The organism is Thermogemmata fonticola (assembly GCF_013694095.1).
Classification (GTDB): Bacteria; Planctomycetota; Planctomycetia; order Gemmatales; family Gemmataceae; genus Thermogemmata; species Thermogemmata fonticola.
This window is the reverse complement of the sequence record NZ_JACEFB010000002.1, coordinates 404,035-421,452: the sequence shown is the minus strand read 5'-3', so window position 1 is coordinate 421,452 and position 17,418 is coordinate 404,035. Positions and strand designations below refer to the sequence as shown.

General features: G+C 60.0%; 11 protein-coding genes. 5 read left to right on the top strand and 6 right to left on the bottom strand.

Annotated elements, in window-relative coordinates; genetic code table 11:
* Positions 1–16: 16 nt before the first annotated feature.
* The 4 genes from H0921_RS05125 to ribA all read left to right on the top strand — a co-directional run bounded on the left by H0921_RS05125 (position 17) and on the right by ribA (position 8,033).
* Complete coding sequence (locus H0921_RS05125) at positions 17–2,869, top strand: M16 family metallopeptidase (RefSeq protein ID WP_194536960.1); 2,853 nt, start codon at positions 17–19, stop codon at positions 2,867–2,869.
* 304 nt (positions 2,870–3,173) lie between these two features.
* Entirely contained in the window at positions 3,174–4,778 is a 1,605-nt protein-coding gene (locus H0921_RS05120; protein ID WP_194536959.1) for a hypothetical protein, read from the top strand.
* 228 nt (positions 4,779–5,006) lie between these two features.
* Positions 5,007–6,515 carry a hypothetical protein gene (locus H0921_RS05115; protein WP_194536958.1) on the top strand — a complete coding sequence of 503 codons (1,509 nt, stop codon included), beginning with the start codon at positions 5,007–5,009 and terminating at the stop codon, positions 6,513–6,515.
* Between the two features lie 249 nt (positions 6,516–6,764).
* Positions 6,765–8,033: a GTP cyclohydrolase II gene (gene ribA / locus H0921_RS05110; RefSeq protein ID WP_194536957.1), complete on the top strand. Its 1,269-nt coding sequence runs from the start codon at positions 6,765–6,767 to the stop codon at positions 8,031–8,033.
* An 81-nt stretch (positions 8,034–8,114) separates the two neighbouring features.
* Here ribA and H0921_RS05105 read toward each other — a convergent pair whose 3' ends face one another.
* Positions 8,115–8,573: a hypothetical protein gene (locus H0921_RS05105; RefSeq protein WP_194536956.1), complete on the bottom strand. Its 459-nt coding sequence runs from the start codon at positions 8,571–8,573 to the stop codon at positions 8,115–8,117.
* Positions 8,574–8,706: 133 nt separating this feature from the next.
* Here H0921_RS05105 and H0921_RS05100 point away from each other — a divergent pair, with 133 nt between their 5' ends.
* Complete coding sequence (locus tag H0921_RS05100) at positions 8,707–9,375, top strand: thioredoxin family protein (protein WP_228499016.1); 669 nt, start codon at positions 8,707–8,709, stop codon at positions 9,373–9,375.
* Positions 9,376–9,548: 173 nt separating this feature from the next.
* Here H0921_RS05100 and H0921_RS05095 read toward each other — a convergent pair whose 3' ends face one another.
* From H0921_RS05095 to H0921_RS05075, 5 genes are all read right to left on the bottom strand, one after another.
* The gene (locus tag H0921_RS05095; RefSeq protein ID WP_194536955.1) at positions 9,549–10,472 is read right to left on the bottom strand and encodes a carbon-nitrogen hydrolase family protein; all 924 of its coding nucleotides are present in this window, start codon (positions 10,470–10,472) and stop codon (positions 9,549–9,551) included.
* Between the two features lie 69 nt (positions 10,473–10,541).
* Positions 10,542–14,021, bottom strand: a complete 3,480-nt coding sequence (locus H0921_RS05090) for a hypothetical protein (RefSeq protein WP_194536954.1) — start codon at positions 14,019–14,021, stop codon at positions 10,542–10,544.
* A 301-nt stretch (positions 14,022–14,322) separates the two neighbouring features.
* Positions 14,323–14,685 (bottom strand): Hsp20/alpha crystallin family protein, encoded by a 363-nt coding sequence (locus tag H0921_RS05085; protein ID WP_194536953.1) that lies wholly within the window; start codon positions 14,683–14,685, stop codon positions 14,323–14,325.
* Positions 14,686–14,805: 120 nt separating this feature from the next.
* On the bottom strand, positions 14,806–15,243 hold the full coding sequence (locus H0921_RS05080) for an Hsp20/alpha crystallin family protein (protein ID WP_194536952.1): 438 nt from the start codon (positions 15,241–15,243) through the stop codon (positions 14,806–14,808).
* Between the two features lie 251 nt (positions 15,244–15,494).
* On the bottom strand, positions 15,495–17,129 hold the full coding sequence (locus tag H0921_RS05075; RefSeq protein ID WP_194536951.1) for a hypothetical protein: 1,635 nt from the start codon (positions 17,127–17,129) through the stop codon (positions 15,495–15,497).
* Between the last annotated feature and the right edge of the window lie 289 nt (positions 17,130–17,418).

Below are 17,418 nucleotides of genomic sequence, written 5' to 3'. Positions count from 1 at the left end.
ACGTTAGGAGACTTCGATGTTGCGGAGAATCGCCTGGAATGACGCCCTGGGATTATTTTTGCTCACCTGGGCGGGACTGGGGCTGGCGATCCCCCTGCCCGTCTACGAGACCGCAGAGGCTGAGCAACAAACCGCCGGGGCCAAACAGCAAGCCCCAGGAACCGAGGCGGACCGGCAACTGGTTCAGACGGTCCAGGGTTTGTTGAGCCATCTCCAGAAACACACACTGGACAACGGGCTGAGAGTGTATCTGTTGCCGATGGCCAACACACCGGTCGTGACAGTCATGATGGCATACCAAGTTGGCTCCGCTGATGAGGAGAAGAGTCAAACGGGCCTCTCGCACTATCTGGAACATCTTCTGTTCAAGGGCACAGACAAGCTCATGCCGGGAGACATCGACCGGATCACCCAACGCAACGGCGGGCGAAACAACGCCTACACCACGGAGGATATGACCGTCTATCACTTCGATTTCGCAGCGGATCGGTGGCAAGTGGCTTTGGAGATCGAAGCGGATCGGATGCGAAACACGCGGATCGATACCCGACACGAGTTTGAACAGGAAAAAGGGGCGGTGATCGCGGAGCTAGAACGCAATGAGGACATGCCCGGCGATTTGGAATACAAGGCCATTTTGAAGCTGCTGTATCCTCCCGATTCGCCCTATTCCCATCCGGTGATCGGCCAGCGGGAACATGTCCGGGCTGCGACCGCGGAGATCATCCGACGGCATTACGATAACTGGTATCATCCCAATAATGCAGCCTTGGTCATCGTGGGGGGTTTTGACGCCGCCGAAGCGCTTGCCAAGGTCCGTCAATTGTTTGGTCCCTTGCCCAAGGGGGAACTGCCGCCGCGCAAGACGCCCCGCTTTTATCCGGAACGCTCCGGTCCCACCCGCCACGAGTTTCCCTCCAAATTCGACGCGCCACGAATGCTGATGGGTTTCAACACCGTGGCAGTGGGCACACTCGAAGATGTAGTGCTGGATTTGGTGGACAACATTCTTTCGGGTGGGCGGACGTCCCGATTATACCGCCTGCTGGTGGAACAGGAGCGGCTGGCGGCCTCCGTGCGGACCGGCAATTACGCAGGCCGCTATCCCGGCTGGTTCGCCATTCAACTGGACTTGCTCCAAGGGAAGGATCGGCAGCGGGCCGAGGAGTTGGTGCTGCGGGAACTGGAGCGCCTTGGCGAAGAAGAGGTCAGCCCGGCGGAACTCGCGCGTGCCCGGCGCCAAGTGCTCGCTCATTTCATCTTTGCCGCTGATGATGTGCACAATTTGGCGAATGCGATCGCGCGTGCCGCGTGCTACCCCGGCGGGGACGATGTCCCGCGCTTCTACACGACATATCTAGAGCGGCTCTTGCAAGTACAGCCGCGAGACATCCAGCGTGTGGCACGACAGTATCTGCAGCGCCGCCAAGCATGCATCGTTTGGTCCGTGCCGCCCGCCGAGGAGAAGAAGACGGGCGGCTCTCCGCCACCACACCGGCAGGGAGGATTCCAGCGATCATTCCCTGGGGAGCAGGTCCTGACACCCGCCCAGCGTCCCACGCGTAATCCAGCGGCTGCCCCTGCGGCAAACGGCCATCAGTTCTCCTTGCAAGCGGCCCAGCGGCATGTCCTGCCCAATGGCCTGGTGGTCTGGTTATGGGAAGATCACCGCCTTCCCATGGTCATTGTTGAGGCCGAAGTGGCGGATGTGCGACTCCGGGAACCTGCGGACAAAGCCGGGGTGGCTGCCCTCATGGGAGACTTGCTCGACGAAGGAACCCAGCGTTACACCGGCCCACAGATTGCGGAGTTGATCGAAAATGCTGGCGGCAGCCTCCACATGCACGCCAGCGGCGGAGGATTCCAAGTGCTGCGGCCCGACTTGGACACGGGCCTGTCTCTCCTCTTCGAGTGCTTGACCCAACCGACCTTTCCCGCGGAAGCCTTCCAGCGTGCCCAAGCCCGGCAGTTGTCCCGCCTCGAAGACCTGGCCACCCAACCCTTCCAGCGAGGATTGCACCTGTTCCGGCAGAAAATCTATGGGGCGCATCCTTTGGCACGTCCAGAATTGGGAAGCCGAGCGACGGTCGAGAAACTGACACCCCAAGATTGCAAGGCCTTCCATGCCGCCACCTTCGCTCCGAATGTCACCACGGTGGTGGCCGTAGGGGACTTCGACTCTGCCATCATGCTGCGGAAGATTGAAGAATTGACCCGCGCGTGGAAGCCACTGCCCGCTCAACCTCTCCAGTTGCCATCCCCACCGATTACTTCCCGCGAAGTGCAAATCGTTTCGGACCCGAAGGCAGCCCAGGTCCATGTTTTCATCGGCCACTTGGGGATCACTCGCAATAACCCCGATTACTATAAGCTTCTGGTCATGGATAACGTTCTGGGCACAGGCCCCGGTTTTACGGATCGGCTCTCGGCCACCCTGCGTGACCGGATGGGCCTAGCCTACACGGTCCGTGCCACCATCACGGGGAACGCTGGCAAGCAACCCGGCACTTTCAGCGGTTACATCGGCACATTTGCGAAAAGCTTCCTTGATGTCCAACGCAGCTTCATCCGGGAAATTGAGCGCATCCGCGAGGAACCGCCGACGGCACAGGAAGTCGAAGACGCCAAGAAATACCTGCTCGGAAGCATGCCGTTTCGTTTCGCTACGCGGCAAGACCTGGCAGCCCAACTCTTAGCCATCGAACGCTACAATCTTGGCAAGGATTATCCGGACACCTTCCGCCGGGAGGTAGCTCAAGTGACCCCAGCAGACGTTCAAGCTGTGGCGCGAAAATATCTCGATCCCCAGCGGCTGATCATCGTCGCGGTAGGTCCTATTGACGCTCAAGGGCGGCCTCTGAGAAAGTAAAACATTCGCACGTCCCAAGGAGACCCTTAGCCTGCTATTTCGGTGCAGCCGGCCTCTGGAGGTCACATTTCTCCACCTCTCGATATGATCGTTCCGCCAAGCTCCCCTTGCGATCGCCTCAAACTTTTTGGCCTGCCGGACGGAAAGAGGTTCGAGTGTGGCCTTTCTCAACTTCGGCATAGCCACGTGCTCCGTTTCAAGCAACCCTGCGAACGCCGCTGAGCGGGATGTCGTAGAATAAATGGGTTGGCAGGCCGATAGTTCCGTGTAAGGTGCACAACATCCAGGACCGCGAGAGCAGGTCATGAACAAGCAAGCAACCACCGGGGACACAGCATCGCTGGGCACCCGACTGCGCGCCATGCTACGGGTGGCAGTTCCCCTGGCGGTGCTAACAAGCGTGGTCTTCGGCATCACGTTTTTTGCCCAGTATTCCCCACGCATTGAGGAAGAAAAAGAGAGCGTCTCACCAGTTACGGCAGGAAGCGGCGAGCCACCCCTGCGGTTCTTCTCCTCAGAGCGGCGGTGGGACCCACCAACGGAAGAGGCGGCGTACCGGGGGTTGTACTTGTTGGCGCCCTCCGCGTTTGCCGCGCGCGATGCCGAGGATCGCTCCCGTTTCAACCTCCAGGACCGGATTTTCCCCGGCTTTTTTGAAGTGGGGTCGCAGGTCCACAGCGCCAGTTTCTGGTGTGAAAACCGGCACAATCAAGCCGCGCTGTTGCAATTGGAACGTGTCAGTTGCATGTCGTGCAGCGGAGGACGCTTCGCCGTCTTGCCCAGGGAGCTGACCCAAAAGATGCTGCAAATGCAAGCGGCGGCGATCCTGCCTCAGTTCGGCGTCAACTTGTTGCCGTTGGGACAAGCGGGGCCAGCCGCCCGCTTGGGAGCCTACTTAGAGCAGCCAAGTAGCTGGCAAGCCTATCGGTTCCGGGATGAACCCCATGCCACCTTTCGCATGCCCGCCGCGAACAATCCCGACGGCTGGTCCCCGCAGTGGGGCATCCTGGAATTGCAGTTTCTGGTAGAAACCTACGGTGCCCGCGAACCGCTCCGCGCCAACTTCATTACCCTGCTGGAAGGGTCCAACCAGTTCAGCTACAACACATTCATCATTCACTTTGAAGGAGTTAATCCCTTCGAGGTCAGCCCGGCCACCTTGTCGATTGGGGAATTGAGGGAAGAGTCGCCTCCGAAGCAGTATGACTTGATTGTCTATTCCAGCACACGGGGGTTCTCCGCCGATGCAACTTCGGCCCAGGTGTTTGTGCCGCCGAGTGTGGACATTCGCCTGCCGCGAGGCCTTCCAGGCACACCGGGACCCTTCGTAAGCGTCGGGCCGCCGCAACCGCTGAGCGCCGAAGAAATGTCCGCGTTTCGCCAGCGGCTCATGGCCGAGCAGAAGCGGCCAATCCGCGTCACCGCCGCCTATCGTTACCCCGTGCTGATTCAGCCGAGTGTCGGAGGCCAGCGGATCGATATTGGCCAGTTGGTGCGGGAAATCTGGTTCGCCGCTCCGGGAGCGTTAGAACGGGGTGTCCGGCTCAGCGGCGTTGTGCGCGGGCAAGTTTGGCTCGACGAAAACGCCAGCGACATCAATTTGGGACCTTTCCCTTTGCTGCGGGGTGTCGGACCGCACACGGTTTACGTGTTTACCGAACGCCCGGATATGGTACTGGTCGAGGTTCCCAGCGAGCGCAGTCCGCGGTATTTGCAAGTGCAGCTTCAGCGATTGCCGGCGCGAGGGGATCGCGGGTGCTACGAACTGAAACTGCGGGTGCCCAGCCGCACTGAGGAACCCGAAGTGGAAGCGGGCCGCCTCAACGGGATCGTGGTTCTGGAAATCCAGGGGCCGCGACCCCAACGGATCCGCATTCCCGTCCGGGGCGAAGCACGCCTCGGCCGCTAATAGGCAGGCTTTGAGGGGAACGTTTCCTCTAGCAACGCTGAAATCGTCAGGCCTTTTAGTGGCCTGCTCGACCGCGTATGCTCGATTGGAACAAGTGGGATCAATCCCCCCTGCTTGAACCGGACAGCAAGCCTGACCGTAGAATCAAACAACCCACCCTGCCTGTGCGGGAATATCCGCCCATGGAGAAAAAGATAGCTGCTGTCCAGCGACAGGAGTAAAACGAATATGGACTCACCGACTCCGCCGACCACTCTCACCACTCCGACGCCGAGTTTACCGGCGACCACCGACACTTCGGATTATGTCCCGGTATCGTGGATGGCGGTGGCGGCAGCCTTAGTGGCCGCGGCCTTCGTTTTTACCCTGCTGTTTGCCGCCTACACGGCGTTCACTACCCGCCGCCCGCTGGTGCTGCCGGAGCTATTGGTTCTGCCTGCGATTGCTATCGTGCTCAGCTTCGCAGCCCGACGATTGATCCAGAACTCCGAGGGCACCCGTACCGGACTGCTTTACGGTGTAGATCTGGTCAATGCGTCCTGGTGGGTAGCCGTGGTCGGCGGCTTGGTTTATGCCGCATATCTCTTTGCCATCGACTACTCGATCCGCCGGGATGGAGAGGCGGAAATCCAACGCTGGCTGGGGCAGTTGACCAGCGCGGAGGGGGATGCCGAGGTCAGCCTCAATCGGGCCTTCATCCGCACGTTGGAACCTGGGCGACGCAGCGGGCTGCGCCCGGAAAACACCCAGCAACTACGCAGCGAGTTCCGGGACCCGTACACCCAGTTCCGGCAAAGTGATCTGGTCCGCGTGTGCAACCGCAACCGGGGTCAGTGTCAAGTGACGGTCACCAGCGTGCGGAACTGGTCTTCCCGGCCGTGGGGCGTGGAGTGCGAATTCGGCGCGACCTTAACTTGTCCCGAAGGCGTATTTCCCCTGAGTATCCCAGTCAAGGGAATCGAACCGACCACCGCTGCGGAGGCCGCGGCTGGACGGCAATGGGCCGTGGTCATTCCCGCCAATGGCTTTATCATCCGGGACAAGGTCCAATATACCCGCTACGGGGCCATGCTCGCCGCTCTGGAGGTCTCCGGGGGACAGTTTGGCCGCCAATTCATCACCGCCAGCTCCCAAGGACCCCATGTCCAACATTATCTCTACCAGCGCACCATTGCACCGCTGAAACAGGCGGCCTTCTGGGAACAGCAGGCGATCCACACATTAGCCCGGCAGGCTCTCGCCGGGGGAGCAAGCGGTCCCCTCCCATTCATCACCGCCGAATCGACCCAGTTCTTCCAGGACAAGTTTCTGACCCTGCCGAACGAGGGCATCCCTTCACCCGAGCAAAAAACGCTCTTCCGAACCATTTGGCAAAGCTATGGACTGTTGCCGCCCCAATCGCGCCTGCGTAACAGTCCGGACACTCAGGACATCCTTCAGGTGTATCCCGACCGCGTGGAAGTGCATGTACCCTGCGAGCTTCCCTTCCCTGGGGCCGGTGCCGCGGCAATGGCTGCCGCCCGCGGGCGCTTGGTCGTGGTCAGCCGGGATACAAACCTGCTGCAACAACTGCAACAAGCGCGGGAAGCTGCCCGTCCCGGCCAGGAAGCTTTCGCCTCGCCCACAGAATTCCTCTCCCAAGATTTCCACTGGCGCATTGCCCGCCTGGAAAGCGATCTGTATCGGATCATGCCCACCCGCGCCATGCCAGGTGAGCCGATCCCCGACGCACCGTAATCGTCGGCATTCTACGCGGCAACACGATTGTTCACGAAACAATCGTTGCCAGAGAGGTAGCCCTGCCCTGCCCCTCCCTTTTTCCGGGCTACTGGCAGTTTTGTGGGCGCTATCGCCTTCCGCGCTTCGTCTGAGGATACTCGGAACCGCTTGGCCCCCCCGCGGCACGCCTACAATGGGAGCAAGGGGGGATCGCCGTGGGCCTGTCCACCCGCTCTATCGTTCCCAAGGTTATTTGGGATGCCATCTATGACGCACAGTACAGGTTTTGCCACGATCGAAGAGGCGCTCGAAGAACTGCGAGCCGGACGCATGATCGTGCTTGTCGATGACGAGCAGCGGGAAAATGAAGGCGACTTGGTCATGGCGGCGGAGAAAGTCACCCCGCAGGCGGTCAACTTCATGATCCGCAATGCTTGCGGCCGGCTCTGTGTGGCGATGTCCAAAGCGAACGCTGACCGTCTGGGTCTGGAGCTGCTGCCGGGCGTAAACCTGGACCCTTCCGCTACGCCGTTCACGCACAATTTCGATGCTCGCCACGGCATCACGACCGGCATTTCGGCTTACGATCGCTGCCGCACCATTCAGGTGTGTGCCGATCCCCATAGCGGGCCGCAGGACTTGGTACGCGATAAGGGCCACATGGACGGCCTGATTGCTCGGCCCGGCGGAGTTCTCGTCCGCGCTGGCCATACTGAAGGCAGCGTCGATCTGTGCCGGCTGGCGGGTCTACGCGAGGTGGCGGTGATCTGCGAAATCCTCAACGAAGATGGTACGATGGCCCGCCTCCCCGACTTGCAGCAGTTCTGCCAGCGCCACCGCCTCAAGCTATGCACCATTGCCGATTTGATCGAATATCGCCGGCGGCGCGAAAAACTCATTAAGCGGGAAATCGCCTTGCAACTCCCCACGGAATTCGCCATCTTCGACCTGATTGTCTATTCCTCTTTGGTGGACCCGGAGCCGCATCTGGCGCTGACCCTCGGCGGCATTGGACGGGAAACCGCTCCCGGCGTCGTTCCTGTCCAGGAGGAAGCGGTGCTGGTCCGCATGCACAGTGAATGCCTCACAGGGGATGCCCTACACTCGACTAAATGCGACTGCGGAGCGCAATTGACATCGGCGATGAAGCAGATCGCCGAAGCTGGCCGGGGCGTCATCGTTTACATGCGGCAGGAAGGGCGCGGCATCGGACTGCTCAACAAACTCCGGGCCTACAAGCTGCAACAGGAGGAGGGACTGGACACCGTCGAAGCCAACCGCCGCCTGGGCTTCGCCCCCGACTTACGGCACTTCGGCATCGGTGCGCAAATCCTCCATGACCTGGGCGTGCGGGACATCCGCTTGCTCACCAACAATCCCCGGAAAGTCATCGGCCTGGAAGGATATGGCTTACGGATCGTTGAGCGGGTGCCGATCCTCATCCCGCCGGGGGTTCACAATCGCCACTATCTGGCCACGAAACGGGATAAACTGGGACACCTCCTCGATGTTGTGGATTACGAAGCAGCGGATTGACCTTCCTCTGGACGTGGCACAACCCGCAGCCCGACTGGAAGCTGCACGTGGCTCCCCGCGAGCGAGAACGAGCAGCCATGCTTAGTATTCAGGGAGCAACAACTCCCCGCTCGCTGCAAACCAGCCGCGCCCATCGATCTGATACACGCCTTGCGTCTGTTCCGCTAGAAACTGGCAAGCCCGTTCCAAGGTAGCTAGCACTGCGGCTTCGTCGGGCGCATCGGCGGGACGGCGGAGAACAATCAACTGCTGCGTCTGAATGGCATGTTCCATGAGGCGACGATGGTTGGGATGATAGTCACAGGTCTCCAATTCGGCGGCGTAGGCATTCAAGTCATGGCGGAGGTCATCTACCGTCGTCAGATAGCGGTTCAGATAAATGGGCGTGCCTGCTCCTGGCAGACGCAGTTCCCCGCTCGTCCACCCCCACTCATCTCCACGAAAATGCGGCTCTACTGGCAATCCCGTGGCATGGAGATGTTCCGCAAGCGCCACGGGCGACACTTCCACATCCGACAAGCCAAAAACACGGTACCACATCACGATCTCCCTATTGCTTTGTATTCTATATCACTAGTCCGCCAGGCCAGTGACACAGCTCGTGTCGGAGGTAGCCACCGTTGTCCCGATGCTGTTCGCAGAGTGTCTCCCCTGGCATGTATTGAGGTGAACGATGTTCGCAACACGCTCCTGGGTGTCACTTCTCGCCCTCGTTGGGGGAACGGTATCACTGATGGCGTCAGAAGCGGCGTCCGGCGCCCACAAACCGGGGAAATACAACAAGGTGCTTTCCCCCGGCGATGCCGCACCCGCTTGGGAAGGCCTGGAAGGGACCGATGGCCGCAAACATGCTCTGGCCGACTTGAAGGACAAAGAGGTGGTCGTGGTGGTGTTCACCTGCAATAGCTGTCCAGTCGCGGCGGCCTATGAGGACCGACTCAAAGCGTTCGCCCAACGCTACACGCAGGGGGAAAAAGCGCGGGTCGCTCTCGTGGCCATCAATGTCAACACGGGGAGCGAAGATGCCTTGCCGGCCATGCGGCAGCGGGCGGAAAAACGCGGTTTCAACTTCCCCTATCTTTATGATCCGAGCCAGCAGATTGCCCGCAAATATGGTGCCGTCTTCACGCCGGAGGTTTTCGTGCTGGATCGCCAACGGCGGATTGTTTATACTGGGGCCATCGATGACCGTGCACCCCCTGGAACACCGCAGCGACAGTACCTGATTGATGCCGTGGAAGCCGTGCTCGCCGGTCAACCCGTCCCCGTGGCCGAAACCAGTGCCGCCGCAGGCTGCCGCATCAAGTATCTCCGTGAACGGCGCATCGATGACCATCCCTGATCAGGTCCACGAGGACCAGCGCAGCTCGTGAAGCGAGCGGTTCTTCCCATCTCCTCCGTTCCAGGCAACCCTGGCCATCGGAGGAGGAGCAGACACGTTCCTTACAGAAAAGCAACCTTGCTATCAAGCGAAGGGCAGAATCCATCGATTGCCGATAAGCCAGAGACGACGCTTCAGGAAACAGCCGCCGGTTGGGGGGAGGCTGTTCGCCCAGCCGGGGCTTTCCGTTCCAGGTTATAGTGGCCCCGAAAGGGTAGGCTCATTGGTTCAACGAGCGGAGCGTACATTTCGGGCCGTCGCCAATTGACGCGATCAATTTCATAGACGCCGTGGCAATGGACGACACGTTTGTTGGCGGCCTCGGCGGGATAGACATCGATGGTGAAAATCTCTTCCACATCCGGCGGGGCGAAATACAACAGGTTGCCCATATAATCCGCCGCGGAACTGAGGCCGATGTAATGGAACCCCGCTTCATCTCCGACGCGATTGACTGCCAAATAGTACACGTGATTTTCCCAGGCGCGTGCCGAAGCGACCAACTCCGCCATCCGCCGGGCATTAGAGGCCCAATTGGTCGGCAGCACGATCAGGTCGGCTCCCAACAGGGTGAGGATGCGGGCCGATTCGGGAAAGCTGCCATCAAAACAGATGTTGATACCCAAACGCAAGCCGCCGAGATCGTGGACCGCAAAGGGGCGGTCGCCAGGATCGGTAAAGCGATCGGCACCCACACAGGGCAGATGGATCTTACGGTAAGAAGCGGCGAAGCCTTCGGGGCCAATCAGAGCGGCGGCGTTGAAAAGCTGTCCTTGCTCCGTGCTTTCAAACAATCCTACAACCGCCCAGACGTGATGGCGGCGGCACTCCCGCGCGATGATCTCGGTGCTCGGTCCGGGGAGCGGCTCGGCGACTTGGCGAATGGCTTCCCGCGAGTCGAAGCCGTAGCCAGTCAGGCAACATTCGGGAAAGACGACTAAATGGGCGCCGCCATGGGCAGCTTCCCGCAACTTTCGGCAGACTTCCGCGACATTGAAGGCTTTGTCGCCTAAGCGGCAATTCATTTGGACGCCGGCGACCTTCCAGTAGCTGCGCATGAGAATAACCCTCCGTGTGAGAAAGAGGAGATTCCGGAGACCAACGAAGGGCACCCGCGACGTTGCGGTCTAGGGATGCCGGATGCGTTTTAGCAGGCGGCGGTATTCGTCGGCTGTCGTCTGGCTGTACTCCGGAACATTCCACTGCGGCACACCCGGACGCCGTGCCTGCTCCAGACATTGACGCGCCCTAAGTATATCCCCTTCGACCAAATACAAGTAGCCCCGCCGCCAAAAATACTCCGCATCCGAAACACGCCGCAGAATCAACTGTTGCCGATAATGATCGTATGGCGCCTGGAGTGCACTGAGCAATTGGCCCTGCACCAGTCTGTCCAGCAGATGAGGTCGCAGCCAGGCGGTCAAACCCTGCATTTCAATGAGACCATATGGAAAGGGCTGGCCATCGGGACGAGTAATCCAGGGAATGCCCGGAAACTGCCCCAGGATTTCGCCACGCTTCGGCAAAGGGGGATCCTGACCGATATTCATGGCGGCGAAATCTTCGAGAATGGCGCCGGCTTCCTCGTAGTCACCCGTGAGGACGGCCATTTGATAGCGTAACCAACGGGCCGGCTCGCGCAAGGAAACCACTCCCTCGTAACGGTTCGGCGCTGCTTCCAGAAGGGCAGCAGCATCTTCCAGGCGTCCGACCGCCACCAAGAGCACGAGGCGGGCAAACTCGATTTCCGCTGCCGCCTCTTTCAAATCCGCTGACGTTTGCCATTGTGTATCTTCCAGCAGTCGTAACGCCTCGCCCACAAGATTGTGGCGCAGGGCCAAAACCAACTGTGCTAACGCGACTTGACCTTGGGCAGGCAAGCGGAGTTTTTCCCGCTCGTAAAGATTTTCCAAACGTTGGGTGTCGTCTTCGACCTGTTTGAGAAATCCGGCCAGTTCCTGCGCGATCTTGGGGGTTTGCTCTCCGAAAGCCCGCTCATCTTGATCCAAATAGCTTTGGGCCAAGCGGAGGGCGTCCCGCGCTAAGTCCATCGGCAGTAAGGTGACGGTGGGAGAACGTTCCGCGACTTGTCCTCCGCGAATGATGGCTGCTCCCGTAGCTCCGATCCGCCGAAGCACATGGAACGCCGGCAGATTGACCGGCAGGCCGGTGAAGTACCCTGCTGCTTGGCGTTCCCCCAGATACAGACTCGCCAATTGGGCCGCGATCTTGGTCGGATGAGCGTGATAGATCCCAAAGGCGTACTCGGAGGGCGGCGGCATCCGGGCCAAGCACTGCCTGAGAGCTGTCACCCGTGCGACGCTGCGTTCATCGATGGATAATGGCAGACGGGGGAGAGAAAGGGCTTCAGCCAGAACGGCATAGCAATCCGGGTCATTCGGGTCATCCGCCTGAGCACGCCGGGCCGCTCGCAAAGCCAAGAAAGGAACCGCCAGTTGCTCCGCGCTGGCAGGCCAGGTTGGCGTCACGTGCAAAAGGAGACCGCTGCCGCCCAGAACGTGGTCCGCGGCTTGCAGAGTCATCTGGATCGCCAGCAGGTGTTGTTGGTGTTGCACTTCCAGAAGGCGGCTATATTGCGCCCAGCCTAGTGCCTCATCGATGGCCGGCGAAGGCCAGCGCGGGTACCGCACAAAGTCCGCCTCCCATCCCAAGCGCGGGGGAATTGGCTGCACGGCAAGGGGGGGAAGCCGGGGCACCTTCTCGCCAAAGGCTAGCTCCACGACATTCAGCTTCAGTTGGTGAAAAGCAGGTTGTTCGCGCCCCGCCCGTTCACGCCAGCCGCCCAGTGTCGTGCGGCCATCCAGGTACCACAGGGAGAAATGCTCCTCATCTTGCCAAAGAAGTTGCTGCACGAGGGCAGTCAATTCCGGTTGGCGGCGGGATTCGATCACCGTAAAGTGCACTCCCAGGTATTCCACCTTCCAGGGGGCCAGTTGGCGGACCAATTCATCACTGCCCGGCGATTCACCCCGCAAGTGCAAACCCAAGGCTCCGCGGACTGCGCCTAGCACCGACAATTCCGGCTTGTGGTGGGTGTAGCGGCTGTTAATGAACACCTTCTCCGCTGGTGCAAACCAGGCGCAGTAGTTGGCCAGTTCCGGGGAAGCCAAGAAACCGCGGGCTTCCGGAGGCAACTTGCCCTCTTCCCGCCACTGTTGCAGGCGTTGGGCAGCTCGAACCAAAGCCGGGTCGGGGTCAACGGTCCAACCCACGTGGCGGCGCGCCGAGGGATGTCCCGGTGCGGGATGCAACCAACCCGGCCAGGCACAAGCCAAAGCGAGGAGCAAGGCGGCCAGACTTAGCCAGCGGCCCAACACGGAGCCCAGAAACAACAAGCGGGAGCGCACCTCGTTCCAGCCGGTCCATTGTACTCGGTTCGATAACTGGTTGAGTTGAGCCGCCATTAGTGGCACCGCCACCAGGGCGAAAAAGGGAATCGCGGAGAGAGACTGCAAACTCAAGGCGGCCATGCCTAACCACAAAGCGACATGAGCGAGTTGCAACCGGCCCACCCCAAAAGCCAGCAGAGCACCCCCGCCGAGCAGTAAGATCGCGTAAGCTAAGCCATTGAGGTTTCTCCCGAAGGAGGGGCTACTGTAATAGACGCGATCGAGTGGTCCTAGAAACAACTGCTCCAGCCGGGGGTCCTGGACAGCCGCCCCGGTCAATTCCACCGGTAGCTCCCAAATCCGCACATGCAACGGCGTGAGGGTACAAGCCGCCACTCCCAGAATCAACGCTCTTACCAAAGCGGGGCGAGGAGGGAGCGGTCCCAGAGCATCGTTGGCCTCTTCCGCTGGCAGCGCCGGGGTTTCCGAAGACGCATTGGTCCCTGATGCCGAGGATTTCTTCTGCTGCCAATACCGTTGGATCGTTTCTCCCAGTAGGGTCAATAAGAGCGCGAAAGGACCGAGGAAAAACCATTGATCACACATAGCCCACAGCCAGAAGATCGCCGCCACTGCTACAACCCAGCGCCAAGGGCGAGCGAGGAGTGGACTCCCCCGTAAGAGCAGAACGAGAGTCAAGCTGAGAAACAGCAGGGAAACGACGCTGGAACGGAACACGAATTGAGGAGCTGCCGCCAAAGCCGCCACGGCCAAGCATACACTCCACGGCCACAGGGCAAACCCCGGACGACGCAACAACAGCAGCAAACCAAAGGCCGCGGTAATCAGCACCGCCTTGAAAAGTACCAGCCCATATTGGTGAACGGAGTAAGTCAGATAGGCTATGATGTCAAAAAGCCAGCAATGGTGCACCCAAACACGATCGGCGGCAGAATAACTGAAGGGATCATGACCCCCTGGAAAATACTCACCGGTTAGAATCCGCTTGCCCGACGCCAAATGCAGCCAAACATCGGAATTGCGAGCGGGAAACGAAGCCAAGAAAAAAACTAGCACCACCACCAGCACCACCAAAAGATGATCGACGAGGTGAAACCACCTTGGTCCCTGGTGACTCGAAGCTGCCGGAACGGCACGGCGATCCGATCCTACAGCGGTAGGCACTTGTTGAGGAGGGGTATCAGCAACCGGAGGTGATGCTTGTGACTCCGGAGGAGGCGGCGATGTTCGTTTCACGAGTTCTCCTCATCCCGCGAGTTGCCCGATCTGTCACATCCCCAAAATCACGCTAGATGCTGCCGCTATTACGGTCAAGCCGCCGCGATGGTTCGCCTTGCCACTCATTTTACCCGCACACCCCCTTGCCTCACACTTTGAGGGTTTAGGATCCTGCCGTACCAAGCAAAAAAAAAACCGGGCAAATACCCGGGCTTTTAGGGGTGGACGGTGGGAGCAACCTTCCTGTGCCTTTCCCGTGAGACCTTTTCGGAGTGCTCCCTGCCGGATGGTGGGCGTTCTCGATGGTTTATTTGGTGCTTCAGCCGGTGACGGTGATCCGCCGCGGTTTGACAGCTTCGACCTTCGGAAGATGGATGGTCAAAACCCCCGCTTTCAGCTCCGCGGTGATTTTGTCAGCCGCGATAGTGTCCGCCACCTGGAAACTCCGCTGATAGGAGCTGGCCTCGTAGTTACGGCCTGCAGGGCGGCGCCCGACCACCGTCAGCTCCCCCTTGTCGAAACGGATGTCCATATCCTGGGGGGATACACCCGGCATGTCCGCCAGCACGAGATATTCGTTTTCTGTCTCCAAAATGTCTACACGCGGAACGAGAGTAACACTACGCTCTGCTGCAGGCACCGCTGGGGTCGTTGGTGTCGAATCATGCACGATTTGAGACATAGTTTCTCCTCCTTTTCCCCAAGGGAAAACGCTCGAGCATTCCACGGATCAAGAGAATGGATGGCCGCGGCGTTAAGTGAACTTTTCCTACTGCCACGGCCTCATTGGCCTCGGAAAGGTTCAGCCCTGCACCACAATCTTGCGAGGCTTGGCCGCTTCATGCTTCGGGAGTGTCAGCCGCAGCACTCCCAATTCATACTTAGCCTCCACCTTGTCTGGATCGACGAGGGCCGGCAGCACCACTTCCCGGTAGAACTTGCCGTAGGGACGTTCCTGGCGCAACCAGCTTGCCCCCTCGATCTGCGGTGCAGGCCGTTCGCCTTGAATCGCTAGACGATTGCCTTCGGTGACGGTAACTTCCAATTTGGCTGGGTCCACACCGGGCAAATCCGCCTCGGCATACACAGCATTATCATCTTCCCACACGGAAATAGGCAGGCCGCTGGCCGCCGTCACAGCCCAACTTGCCGCTCGATTGAAGAGCCGGGCAAACTCATCTTGCACCTGGTTGAACTCTTCCCAGAGCACATCAAACGGATGGCGTCGACTCAGGACCATAGTCTCATCTCCCTTCAATAACTCGTCATGCTAGTCAGTCTTCAACGGATATGAGCGATACTATCCGTTGTCAGATGGTATGTCTTTTGGTCCATCCACACCTTTAGAGAGGTGTCCGGGGGAAAAAGGTTCGCTTTGGAAGCAGCGACGTGCGACTTATAGCCGGTCGCCAGTGACGAACTAGCGGTAATGGTATCTAATGGGGAATCCCGCCGGGGCCGAGGACATCGCAGGGTAAGGTCGCCTGGGTCTCAGGTGCCGGAAGGCGCTGACGGCGGAGGGGTGGGCGCTGCGGCGGGCACATCAGGGGGAGAAGCAGCAGCAGGCGGCGGAGGCGGCAGTCCCATACCACTGGGGATAGGGGGGGAAGGCTGATTCGCCGACGGTGTAGGCGGCGGGGGCGGCGGCGAGGCAGGCGATCCTGGAGCTGGCTCTCCTCCTGGAGGGAGGGTCACGGTGGGAGGAGGCGTCGAGGAACCGCCACTGCCCCCCTTTCCACTGCTACGCACCTTGTGGATCGTGGCGGCTGGCTTCTCCAAGTCCACAATCACTTCTTCGGGCCAGATGTATTCGGTCGTGTTAGCTGCCTTGTCCACGGCCCGCGCGCGCAGCCAGAACTTCCATAGCTGCGGATCGGAAATTTCCCACACGTACCGCCCCACGCTGCTGTTGGGCAAGTTATCCAAGCGGTATTTGACCTCATTCCATTTGGCCGCTGTACGATCCAACGACCATTCCAAGCTGACCGGCTGCGGCATGAGATTCGGGTCGGCGCACTCCCAGGTTATCTCGACTAATGGACCGCGGTTTCCAGGCCGAACTTGGACGCCGGTGATCTTGAGATAAGGGGGAGTGGTATCTACGACAACATACAGCATCGGCGGATCATCAGTGCGCGGGTCGTCAGCGCGCTTGCCAGCCCCGCTTTCGGGGATGACATAAAAGCCGTAGGTTCCCTCGCTGGAGGCCTCGTAGGGAATCGTCAGGATTGGGTCTTTCTCACCGGGCCGCAATTGCACATCCACTTTCTTGGCAAACTCCCAGCCGCCGGTATTTTTCAGAACAAACAAATATGCGGCGCGCACGCCGGAGCGGCCCATCCGTTGGATTGAGAACTCAACGTCGAATTTCAGGGAATTGACGTAATCGATCCGGGGCGCGGGCAAGCTTCGCCCGCCGCCTAGCCAGTCCGGCGCGGGATGGGGTCGCATCAGCCCTGCCGTGGCCGCCCCTTCCGGCGGAATGCGCACCACAGGGGATACGCCAGTGTTGCCAGCCCGATCCCGGGCCAAAACACGCACCTCGAGGCTCTTACCCGCTGGAAGTTGCCAGTTATACCGATCCGTGGCTCGCATGGCCCGATCGGTCACGGTGGTCCAATCCCGTGTTCCCGGCCAACGGCACTGAAGTTGTATCCCCCGCGGATCGAGATGTTCATCCGTGGCTTGCCATTCCACCCCATCCGGTAAAGCCAAGATGCGAACCACGGGCGGCGTAGTATCGATGATGATCCGTTGCTGGGGCGCTAGCTCTTCCACCCGCGGACTGGTCGAGCCATCGGCATAAACAAACTGGACTGTAAACTCGAAATCGCCATCCCTCTCCGCGGTGAACAGGAAGCCCCGTTTGCCTCCATCGAGGGGCTGGAGCTGATTCACGGGCAGGCGCGGGCCTTTCTGGAAGGTTCCGCGCTGAACAGCGTAGTACAACTGGAGGTAGGCGGGGGGCTGGGGGAGCCGTTGGAGTTGGTCCACGTTGACCGGGATTCCGACGGTCCGGTGCGGCCAATAGTAGGGGGGAGGACCGTCATCCTGAGCGTAAATCCCCGGCCAGACCGCCACGGCGGCAGCCCCGAGCACGGCCAGCAGCAGTAGCGGTCGTCCCACTCCGGCGCCTCCTCCGCCGTCCCCACTCACCTACTTCTTCCTATCATGGGAGAATCGACGGCTTTCCCTAAGCAGCTTGAAACTTTCCTTCGCCCACCCGCATGATCAGTCCTTGAACCCCAGGCCTTCAAGGGTCCATGCTTCTCTTGAGTAATCAGAACCCACTTTCAGGGCCTGAACCAACCCCAAATCCAAGCAAATACCGCCGTGTTGGAGGGTTCAGCCGAAAACAGATGGGATAGCCGGTGTCGCTCGGGGGATAGGCTCATGGAGGCCAGCGGAAGCGAAT